Raw genomic sequence first — 11,120 nt, 5'->3', positions numbered from 1 at the left:
GCTGAGAGAAAGGGAAGAGGAGCGCTTACGTTGACGTCATCCATTCTCGATAAGTTGTTGATGCCAGAGAGGGATAAATTTTTGGCAGAAGTCATCGACGCAGCAATAAAGTTCTTCTAAAGTAGTCATAGCCTGAGGAGTCCTACGATTCTGTTTTCTTTGACAAAAACTTTGATCGTACCTCAGGCGCTTTAGTTCCCTTCTTAAACGAAGCTCAGGTTAATTATATTAGCAGGATTTTATGTTCCTCCCACATATGTTCAGGATCAATATGCGGTAGTCACTTTCTTCTGCCAGAATTTGGCAAGTTTTGAGGATAAAAAAGCCATCATTAAGATGGCTAATAATAGTGAGACTTAACTGTTGCGTCGATAGCTGAAATCAAGCTGAAAACCACAGGCTTTTGCATAATTTACCAGTGTATTCAAAGTTGGGTTGCTTTTTCCTTTTTCCAGCCGGGAAATGTTGCTTTCTTTCGTTCCCATTCGATCAGCAACTTGCTGTTGAGTTAATTTCGCCTCAGTTCGCATACTAAGCAATGTGTTGATGAGTTGGAACTCATCATTTAACTCATCATAAGCCTGTTTCACTTCTGGGTTTTGTAATGCTTTAGTTTTCAGGGCTTGTAATTGACTCATTTTTTCACCTCTTTCATACGGATTTTGGCTAAGTCTAAATCTTTCTTAGGCGTTTTCTGGCTCTTCTTAACAAAAGCATGGAGAATGCAGATATTCGAGCCATCAAGGTAACAGAATAAGCCGCGTCCAATACCTTCTTGTGCTTTTGCTCGTAGCTCAAACAAGCCATTACCCATAGGTTCAGTATGTGGTGACCCAAGGTTAGCACCATGCCGTTCCATTAATTCGAGTAATTTTAGTATTCTTGCTTGAATTTTAGGGGGCATATCCAGAATGCTATCCATTACTCCGTGGTAAAAATCAATATTCCAGCTCATGTTTACCTTTCGTATTTGTCATATATGATAGGTATTCGAGATTCAATATTACCTTATCATTTGTGATAAGATGTTTGTTATCGTATATGATAAGTTACATTGAGTCAACTGGGTGATGAAAACACCTACTCCATGAGGAACGGATACGCATATGCCTTTGTCCCTGATATCCATTGGTAAAGTGGACTACCACATTACTCCCGATATCCTATCAATGTAGTCAGCGAACTGTTGCATTGTAGAGGTGGCAGTTTTCCTCTCTCAATTAGAAAATACATAGAAATGATTAGCAGTAAGCAAACAATTTCTGTTCATTTTACGTTCTCTTTATTTCTAATTACGAAGGAAAAATACTCGTAACCGATTGGTTTTTAAGGGTGTTAATGAGGGTTTATATTAGGAGTAAGTAATTTAATCTATTGATTTTATTTAAAATAACAACGAATTCAAAATCCCTCGGCCTAAAGGCTGTGCGGGTTCAAGTTCCGCCCTGATACGAAATAAAACTCATTGAAAATAGTGAGTTAGGAAATAGAAAGAACCATCTTTCATACTCTCTCCAGCCATCGGTCATATAACCACAACATTGAAAGGGATCAGCAAGGCCATCAAATGTATCAATGTCTTCTTTGTTCTTGGGCCAAAAACGTGGGCGATCACTTTTCGGCTGATTTTGTTGTAGGTATTGCGGAATAACTGAATTCAAGGTGCCAAGTATGCTGAAGAGATATTTTCTCCCATAGTGGCTATCTTATTCCCACGTAAAACGATATCCCCTTCCTTAGACAATACTTTTTGTCACTGATCTTATGTCATGTAAGGTATTTTTATTGAAATCTATCTTACCAATATCTTCTCCCCATACTTCGTCATGACCTGAGAAATATTCTTCTGCCAATAATGTTCCTCTTTGGCTAACTAATAATGCATGTATATGTTCAAAAAATTTTATTTTTTGCAGATAAACTCATTTTTTCTATATAAGAAATCTTGTATACATCGCCTTAGAAAATATTTTTATGAAAAATGGCAATCTAGCTTTTTTAATTTATTAAAAATCATATTTACGGGAAAATACTATAATTTACCTAAATTGATAAATATTGGAAATAAATCATGAAGGAAATTGTTGGCAAGGTGCTCCCTGATGAAAGTTATATGAGCCAGCTCTAAAAAATAAAATTTTCAAATAAAACAAAATTGAAATAAATATTTTATTTGATATGTTTTCATCCACACCAAAAAGCAGATACTAAGGTATCAAGGAGCATTCATGTTCAATATTGCATTATTTGGCGCTGGGCGAATTGGGCAGGTTCACGCTGTTAACATTGCCAACCATAAAGAAACTTGCCTCTATTCTGTGATAGATCCACATCTGACAAGTGCTAAGGCATTGGCAGACCAATATCAGGCTAAAATACAGACCACCGAAGAAGCGATGTCAGATCCTGATGTTCATGGTGTCCTGATTGCATCAGCAACGGACACCCATGCCGATCTGATAGAACTGGCCGCTCGACACAATAAAATGGTTTTCTGTGAGAAACCGGTTCACCTTGATCTTGAACGGGTTCGCCAGTGCCTTGCTACGGTAAAAGCGTGTCAAGTTCCTCTGTTTGTCGGGTTTAATCGTCGCTACGATCCACAGTTTCGTCGGCTGAAAAACCTGTTTGATGCCGGAACCGTTGGCAAGGCAGAATCTCTGCTTATTATCTCTCGTGATCCTTCTCCTCCACCCACTGAATATGTTCGTGTATCTGGCGGTATGTTCAGAGATATGACCATTCATGACTTAGATATGGCACGTTTTATCATTGGAGAAGAACCATGTGCTATTTATGCCCAGGGAAGCAATCTTGTTGACCCAGCTATCGGTATGGCGGGTGATATCGATACTGCGTTTATTGTTATGAAATTTCCATCGGGGGTAATGGCAACCATCACTAATAGCCGTCGTTCTGGTTATGGTTATGACCAACGATTGGAACTGCATGGCGAAAAAGGGCTCCTGACTGCCGGAAATATAAAGGAAAACAGTGTGGAATTATGGGGAGAAAACGGTTGTACCACCGCGAAACCAGAGCATTTCTTTTTACAACGTTACCGTGACGCATACATCGCGGAATGGAGCCATTTTGTTGATGTCATGACTGGCAGGGTAATGCCTGAGACGAGTGGTATTGATGGAGAACGGGCTTTATACCTGGCAGACAAGGCGCTCGAATCCCTGCAATCCGGTGAAGAAATCAAACTATAACGATAAGGTTCAATAACAAACATTACTGGAACATTTATTTCATAAAAATCACATATCTGTTCCGGCAGCCATAACCGTGGCAGACCGTTTTGTATCCAATAGATTTCAGGAGACGATGGCAAAGGAGCCAATCCTCAGGGGAGGTAACTATATGGCTCTAAACGGTTAATCAGGGGGGAGGGTATATGTTAGCTTTTCTTTCTTTTATTGGTTTTACCTTATTGGTAGCCGGGTTTGCTTATTATAAAACGCGAAACAAACACTTAAGTGATTCGACCGAAGGTTATTTTCTTGGCGGGCGTTCCTTAACTGGAATATATATCGGTAGCTCTATGTTACTCATGAATCTGTCTACAGAACATCTGGTCGGCCTGAATGGGCTGGCGTTCAGAACTGGATTCATTGTTATGGCCTGGGAAGTGATTGCGGCTTTAACTATTGTCCTATTTGCTATTTATTTTTTGCCGAAATATCTGAAATTAGGTATTTCGACCATTCCAGAATATCTTGAACGTCGGTTTGATAAAAACACGTTGCTAATTACCTCAATCCTATTTTTGGCGATGTATGTGATCTCATTATTACCTATCGTTCTGTATACCGGAGCGATTGCTCTGGAAAGTCTGTTTCAGGTTTCCCGGGTTTTTCAGGTCGATAAAACCACAGCACTCTGGATCATGGTTTGGGGAGTGGGAGGATTGGGGGCAATTTACGCAATCTTTGGTGGGATCAAAGCGATTGCAGTTGCTGATACCATTAATGGCGTAGGCTTGATTGTGGGCGGTTTGATGGTAACGGTGTTTGCCCTGTTGTATGTGGGAGATGGCAGTGTATGGAAAGGATTAACTGATGTCTATCAGACTCACCCAGAGAAGTTTAATTCTATCGGTAGTGAAGATTCACTTGTTCCATTTTCGACCCTGTTCACGGGGCTGCTTATCTCCAATATGTTCTTTTGGTGTACCAATCAATCCATTGTGCAAAAATCACTGGGCGCCAAGAATCTGGCGGAAGGGCAAAAAGGCGTAATGTTATGTGCTTTATTTAAGCTCATTATTCCTACCATTATTATCTTACCAGGGATAATTGCATTCCATATTTTCAATGGCCAAATAGATAATCCAGATAATGCCTATCCTGCGTTAGTGCAACTGGTATTGCCCAAAGTTCTGGTTGGCTTTTTTGCCGCGGTGGTTGTGGGAGCTGTATTTTCGACATTCAGCGGTGGCCTCAACTCTTCCGTGACATTATTTACCGTCAATATTTATAAGCCGCGGATCAGCCCGAATGCCACTGAAGCACAAGCTGTGACAGCCGGTAAATATTTAGGCATCGGGCTTGCATTGGCAACGATGCTCATTGCCCCACTTGTCGCTAACGCACCTGATGGTTTGTTCTACTTGATCCAGCAGCTACAGGGGATCTTTAATGCTCCGATCCTCAGTGTAGTTCTGGTTGGGCTAATGACAAAACGGGTTCCCCCGATCGCGGCAAAATTGGGGTTGTTGTTTGGTATGTCGGCTTACATCATTTGTCACTTTATCTTGAACTTCAATATTCACTTCTTCCATCTGGTTGGCATTCTGTTTGTCCTGAATATCATTTTCATGTTGACGATTGGGTATTTTTTCCCTGCTGAATCTTATCAAGAAGTGTATACAAAACAGGTGGATATTACACCTTGGTCGATGGTTAAACCGGCAGGATACCTTATTACACTGATTGTTGTTTCCATGTATGTTTTCCTTGCTAAGAACGTGCCAGCTTATGTGATGGCGCTCTATTATGTATTTGCCGCCAGCATATTGGGTTATGTTTTCTACCAGATAGGCAGGGAGTTATTTAAACATCCAGTAGTGGCAAGTACATCAGACAAAACAGGTGCATCGGAGAAATAAAAACTGATTTTCCCTATAAGGCATTCAGTAAAATAGCATATCCGGTAAGAGGTGAATCAATGGAACAGCATAGAAAATTGGATGTGATTTGCATGGGACGTATTGCGGTTGATCTGTATGGTCAACAAATTGGTTCCCGTTTGGAAGACATGGCAAGCTTTGCAAAATACTTAGGTGGCTCTTCAGGGAATGTCGCCTATGGAACAGCGCGTCAGGGATTAAGATCCTCAATGCTGGCAAGGGTTGGTGACGAACATATGGGACGCTTTTTGCGTGAAGAATTGGAGCGGGTGGGTTGTGATACCAGCCATTTGATCACTGACAAAGAGCGGCTTACGGCTTTGGTTTTACTCGGCATTAAAGATAACGAAACTTTCCCACTGATTTTTTATCGCGATAATTGTGCTGATATGGCGATCACCCGAGATGATTTCAGCGAAGACTATATTGCATCTGCCTGTTGTCTGGCGATCACCGGAACTCACCTTTCTCACCCACAAACTCGTGATGCTGTTCTGACTGCACTGACTTACGCCCGCCGCAATGGTGTCAAGACTGTCATTGATATCGATTACCGGCCGGTATTGTGGGGATTGACCTCATTGGGTGACGGTGAAACTCGCTATATCACCTCAGAGCAAGTGACTGCACAATTGCAGGAAGTGCTCTCCCTATTTGATTTGATTGTGGGAACTGAAGAGGAATTTCATATTGCTGGTGGCTCTACGGATACTGTCGAAGCTTTGCGTCGAATACGAACACTGACGGTTGCAACTTTGGTTTGCAAACGTGGTGTATTAGGGTGTTCGGTATTTACTGCCAATATTCCCGATACCTTAGACGAGGGAGTCACTGTACGGGGCGTCGAGGTAGAAGTCTTGAATGTTTTGGGGGCTGGGGATGCCTTTATGTCTGGTTTATTGCGTGGCTACCTTAATAACGAAAGTTGGGAACAGGCTTGCACTTATGCCAATGCTTGTGGAGCCTTAGTTGTTTCCCGTCATGGGTGCGCGCCCGCTATGCCAGATAAAACGGAGCTGGATAACTATTTAATGCGAGCAACGGAAGTACTATATCCAGATTTAGATCCACATCTCAATCACCTGCATCGGGTTGGTAGTCGCCACAAACAATGGAATGAATTATGTGTCATGGCATTTGACCATCGTATCCAGTTTGTCGAAATGGCACGCAAGGTGAATGCCGGTCTTGATCAAATTCCGCAACTGAAAAAACTACTGTTCCGTGCCTGTCAGGAAGTCAGCATTGAAGCCCATTTGGCAGGAAAAGCGGGGATATTATGTGACAGTAGTTTCGGTCAAGATATACTGAATGCTGCAACAGGGAAGGGATTATGGATTGGCCGTCCGATTGAACTGCCTGGCTCCCGACCGCTTTGTCTCGAACATGGTGATATTGGTTCCCAGTTAGTGAGTTGGCCGCAGGAACATATTGTGAAATGTTTAGTATTCTTTCATCCAGAAGATGATCACCCATTGCGTCTGGAACAGGAAAAAACTGTACAAGAAGTCTATGCTGCCTGTTGTCAGTCTGGTCATGAATTATTGCTGGAAATTATCTTGCCAGTAGATATGCCTAATTCTGATGAACTTTATCTGCGAGCGCTCCAGCGTTTTTACAATCTTGGCATTAAGCCGGACTGGTGGAAATTGCCACCGATGCAATCTGCAACCTGGGATCAAATCGCTGCATTAGTTGAACAGCGTGATCCTTATTGTCGTGGGGTTGTGATCCTTGGCCTTGATGCACCGGAAACGATCTTAAAGGCCAGTTTCAATGCCGCGGCGGGGAAATCTATCGTCAAAGGTTTTGCCGTTGGCAGAACGCTATTTGGTCAACCGTCACTGCAATGGCTGGCGGGAGAAATAGATGATGAAACGTTTATCCAGAAAATAAAAACTAACTATCACAATTTGATTAATTATTGGCGTCAGCGTGGATAGCTGAATAACAAAGGGAATAGAACATCACTTTTTTCATCTTACAGGAGAATCTTCATGGCTGTTCAACTTGGCATCAACCCCTTGACATGGACCAATGATGACTTGCCATCCTTGGGGGCAGAAACACCGTTGGAAACTTGCCTGACAGAAGGGCGACAAGCAGGATTTGCAGGTTTTGAGCTGGGCAATAAATTCCCTCGTCAGGAACAGATTTTAGGCCCCATTTTGGCCGCTCATGATTTGAAACTCGTGTCTGGCTGGTATTCCGCTGAACTTCTGACACGTAGTGTTGAAGAAGAGATTGCCGCCGTTCAGTCGCATTTGACCCTGTTGCGGGAATTGGGGGCTACAGTGATGGTGTTTGCCGAAGTGACCCATTGTATTCATGGCAATCAGGGGAAACCAGTGCATCTTCGTCCACTGTTTCCGGCAGAGCGTTGGCAGGAATATGGTGAAAAACTGACAGAATTTGCCCGTTATACTCAATCACAAGGTGTACAGGTTGCGTATCATCATCACATGGGAACGGTGATTGAACGTGCGGAAGATATCGATAACCTGATGGAAAATACAGGTGAAGAAGTGGGATTGTTATTGGATACCGGGCATTTGACCTTTGCGGGGGATGATCCATTAACAGTGGCAAAACGGTGGTGCAAACGTATTAATCATGTGCATTGCAAAGACATTCGTCCTGACGTGTTAAAAGATGTCAAAAACCGTAAAACCAGTTTCCTTGATGCGGTCTTGAGTGGTGTTTTTACCGTACCAGGAGATGGTTGCGTCGATTATCCGGCCATTTTTGCGATCTTGAAAGAAAATAACTATCACGGTTGGTTGGTGGTTGAAGCAGAACAAGATCCCGCTGTTGCCCATCCACTGACTTATGCCACGCTGGGATATCTCAATTTGCATAAATTTGCCAGAGAAGCGGGATTGGTTTAAACGCGGAGATTGGGAGGAAGTTAAATGTCTAAACTACTGTCAAAATACCACGTACCAGATCAGGACAAACGAACGCAGCATATTACGCCGGAAACAGCAGACTGGGGATATGTGCATTTTGCTGTTTATGAACTGAATGTAGGGGAAATTATCACTTTACCCGCTTCGGAAAATGAAACGTGTTTGGTGCTGGTGGCAGGAAAAGCTACGGTAGTGACGCCTCAGCAACGGTTTGAAAAAATTGGGGAGCGCATGGACCCATTTGAGCGCAAAAAGCCTTATGCTGTCTATGTTGCACCTAATGAAACGATGGAAATCATTGCTGAAACTCAACTTGAACTGGCTGTATGTCAGGCGAAAGGAAAAGGCAGTTATCCCACCCGCTTAATCGCCCCACAAGATATTGAGGCTGAACAGCGTGGTAATGGTAATAATCGACGCTATGTTCACAATATCCTGCCAGATGATCAACCGGCGGATAGTCTACTGGTTGTTGAAGTCTATACTGATGAAGGATGCACCAGTTCTTATCCTAGCCACAAGCACGATACTGACAATGAGCCACAAGAAACTTATTTGGAAGAAACATACTACCATCGCCTGAATCCACCACAGGGTTTTTGTGTCCAGCGAGTCTATACCGATGACCGTTTATTGGATGAAGTCATGGCGGTTTATAACAAGGATGTGGTGATGGTGCCAAAAGGGTATCATCCCGTGGCGACCATCGCGGGTTATGACAGTTACTACCTCAATGTTATGGCTGGCCCGACACGCAAGTGGTTATTTACCTGGGAAAAAGATCATCAATGGGTTAATGGCAAAGAATATGCGGAGAAACATGCTAGCCGTTAGGTATTGCTCCCGTTTAGGGAGCAATATCATAGATACATTATGCTAACTGCGTTCACAAACTGACTTAAATAGCCCATAGGCTAAACTCGCTAGCAATAATGAATTAATTGCTGGAACACCCCATTCTGCCTCCAGACCAATCACGCTGCCGATAACACTGGCAATAATGGCAGCCCAGCCGATAGTTGGTGTTTCATACGGAAGTGCGTCTTGTTCTCGGCTCTTATCTAATATCTTGCGATGGGAACGCAGAATATAGTAATCAACCAACATAATCCCAATAATGGGTGGAAAAACAACGCCCAACACAGTCAGGAAATCCACAAACCGCTCCAGGATACCCAGAATAGAAAGTAGCGTTCCAAATATTCCAATAACGATGGTCGTTGGAGGATAACGGAGTTTTTTGCCAGTAATACCCTCTACGGCGCTGATAATGCCTAATGATGAAGAATACAAGTTCAAGTCGTTGACCCTTAATGTGGAGAAAACGACAACCAAAAGACCTGCTCCTCCAGCCAATTGCGACATAATAGTGACAACATCTGACGTATTCAGGGCCTTTGTGATAAGAATAGCCAGGCCATTAATCACAAATTCTCCTGCAATAATGGTCAGCAAGGTGATCCCAAAAACATGCTTGCCTGATTTGGTGTAGCGAGTCAGATCAGGCGTCATTAAACTTGCAACAATCGCACCACCTACGACGATCGTGATACCCGCACTAATGGTTAAGGTATCACCAGAATGAGATAATTTGATAATTTCATGTAGCTGTTGACCAGTATTACCTGACAGTACGGTAGTGGAGACATAAGCAATCAGCAAAATAAACAGAGGAACAGCGATTCTGGCGGTAAAACGCAATGCCTTAAAGCCAAAGGCGACCAGTATTGTCAACAAAGTGCCAGAGAACGCCGCAGCCCAGCCAAACCTGAGTTTATCGCCGGAGGCAAAATTAAGGGAATGGGCGAAAATTGCGTTTTGGATACCAAACCAGCCTAATAAGCTGATTGCAACCACGAAGCCAATTAATACAGACCCTATGCGGCCAAAACCACACCACCGAGCCAATAGGCTGCCGGATAAGCCTTCGCGCATTCCTGCAAAACCGAGTCCAAACGTGACAACGCCAAAGATCAGGCTGCCGATGAAAATAGCAATAAAGGCATCGATCAAAGCCATAGAGTTACCGAGTATAGCCCCAAGCATAAACTGATCCAATGCCGTCAACATGCCCATATGCACAATAGCCACGCTTAACAGTGATACACGTTGTGTTTGTGGCACCCGCTTCAGTGGACAGTGCTCAATTTTTAGTATTACCATCACCTTTTTGGACTTCTTTTAGAGAAATAGAATGCCTTTTTCAATTAGACGTTCTGGTATGTAGCTATCTAATTGTAGGTGTCTACAAAACTCCTCAAATTGCTGGAGTGAATGAACGTTCGCTTTTTGATAGATGTTATAAACTCTATTTTCTATCGTTTTGTGGCTAACGTTGTATATTTGAGCAATTTCCTTATTTGAGCGTCTTTGCAGCATGAAGAAGATAATATCCAGCTCACTACGAGTAAACAGGTCTGTGGTCGCTTCTGTAGTGAGTATGCTGGGTTTGTGGCGATTAATGTATTTTAAGGGAGAGAAGCTACTTAATGGCTTAGCATTCCAAACTATCCCGATACACTCTTTTTCATCGTTATACACGGGAAATTTTTCACTGATGAAAGGGGCCAAACTGTTTTTTCCGTACCAATAATGTGTTTCGATAATGGAAACCCTATCTTTTGATTCCTCAGTTCTCCGGTCATGCTCTTTGAGATCTTGTGAAAATTGGTCGTCAGACCAATCAGTTGGAAATTCACAGTCTAATTTACCTTCAATGTCAAAGTATTCTGGTGTATTGGTGTAAAGATAAGCCGCTTTATTCATATAGATATGTCTGGAGTCCATATCCTTAATACCCCAAGGATCGCTGAGATGTTCCATCATGGCAATTAGTCCCTTGAAATAGGGTTCATTATTTTTATAGGATAAACTCATCTCTATCTCAAATAATTGTTAGTTTATTCATTGTAAATAAGGACGTTTGTATTTATGTTTTTACTTGTATTGATTCCATGTTCATCAAGGCTAATTTCCCAGGTCACGCTCTCAATGATTAGATATTGTGATAAACTCCCTGCTTTTTATTATGGAGTGAGAGATGGCTAAAGTGGATGTGGTTTGTCGTTACTGTCATA

The 11,120-nt window shown here is 42.5% G+C and carries 10 protein-coding genes; 5 read left to right on the top strand and 5 right to left on the bottom strand.

Translation table 11 applies throughout. The features are described from left to right. Positions 1 to 356: 356 nt before the first annotated feature. The 3 genes from Xets_RS06550 to Xets_RS27710 all read right to left on the bottom strand — a co-directional run bounded on the left by Xets_RS06550 (position 357) and on the right by Xets_RS27710 (position 1,615). Positions 357 to 638, bottom strand: coding sequence for a helix-turn-helix domain-containing protein (locus tag Xets_RS06550; RefSeq protein ID WP_099133893.1), 282 nt, complete (start codon positions 636 to 638; stop codon positions 357 to 359). Further along, a complete protein-coding gene (locus Xets_RS06545) occupies positions 635 to 955 on the bottom strand; it encodes a type II toxin-antitoxin system RelE/ParE family toxin (protein WP_099133894.1) in 321 nt (106 codons plus the stop codon). Before Xets_RS06545 ends, Xets_RS06550 begins: the two co-directional genes overlap by 4 nt. 570 nt (positions 956 to 1,525) lie before the next feature. Continuing rightward, entirely contained in the window at positions 1,526 to 1,615 is a 90-nt protein-coding gene (locus Xets_RS27710) for an IS1 family transposase (RefSeq protein ID WP_167450531.1), read from the bottom strand. A gap of 613 nt (positions 1,616 to 2,228) precedes the next feature. Here Xets_RS27710 and iolG point away from each other — a divergent pair. From iolG to iolB, 5 genes are all read left to right on the top strand, one after another. After that, on the top strand, positions 2,229 to 3,215 hold the full coding sequence (gene iolG, locus Xets_RS06535; protein WP_187651361.1) for an inositol 2-dehydrogenase: 987 nt from the start codon (positions 2,229 to 2,231) through the stop codon (positions 3,213 to 3,215). Between the two features lie 185 nt (positions 3,216 to 3,400). After that, positions 3,401 to 5,113, top strand: a complete 1,713-nt coding sequence (locus tag Xets_RS06530) for a solute:sodium symporter family transporter (protein WP_187651360.1) — start codon at positions 3,401 to 3,403, stop codon at positions 5,111 to 5,113. Positions 5,114 to 5,172: 59 nt separating this feature from the next. Continuing rightward, complete coding sequence (iolC, locus tag Xets_RS06525; protein ID WP_187651359.1) at positions 5,173 to 7,077, top strand: 5-dehydro-2-deoxygluconokinase; 1,905 nt, start codon at positions 5,173 to 5,175, stop codon at positions 7,075 to 7,077. Positions 7,078 to 7,131: 54 nt separating this feature from the next. After that, positions 7,132 to 8,022 carry a myo-inosose-2 dehydratase gene (gene iolE / locus Xets_RS06520; RefSeq protein ID WP_187651358.1) on the top strand — a complete coding sequence of 297 codons (891 nt, stop codon included), beginning with the start codon at positions 7,132 to 7,134 and terminating at the stop codon, positions 8,020 to 8,022. A 24-nt stretch (positions 8,023 to 8,046) separates the two neighbouring features. After that, positions 8,047 to 8,877: a 5-deoxy-glucuronate isomerase gene (iolB, locus tag Xets_RS06515; protein WP_099133900.1), complete on the top strand. Its 831-nt coding sequence runs from the start codon at positions 8,047 to 8,049 to the stop codon at positions 8,875 to 8,877. Between the two features lie 42 nt (positions 8,878 to 8,919). Here the strand turns inward: iolB and Xets_RS06510 are convergent, their stop codons facing one another. Then, positions 8,920 to 10,200, bottom strand: a complete 1,281-nt coding sequence (locus Xets_RS06510) for a cytosine permease (RefSeq protein WP_187651371.1) — start codon at positions 10,198 to 10,200, stop codon at positions 8,920 to 8,922. Between the two features lie 24 nt (positions 10,201 to 10,224). Continuing rightward, entirely contained in the window at positions 10,225 to 10,920 is a 696-nt protein-coding gene (locus Xets_RS06505; RefSeq protein ID WP_099133901.1) for a PAS and helix-turn-helix domain-containing protein, read from the bottom strand. Positions 10,921 to 11,120 lie beyond the last annotated feature (200 nt).

This window comes from Xenorhabdus sp. TS4 (assembly GCF_014467265.1).
Taxonomy (GTDB): Bacteria; Pseudomonadota; Gammaproteobacteria; order Enterobacterales; family Enterobacteriaceae; genus Xenorhabdus; species Xenorhabdus ehlersii.
Note: the sequence above shows the minus strand (reverse complement) of the source record. Positions and strands in the feature narration are given on the sequence as shown.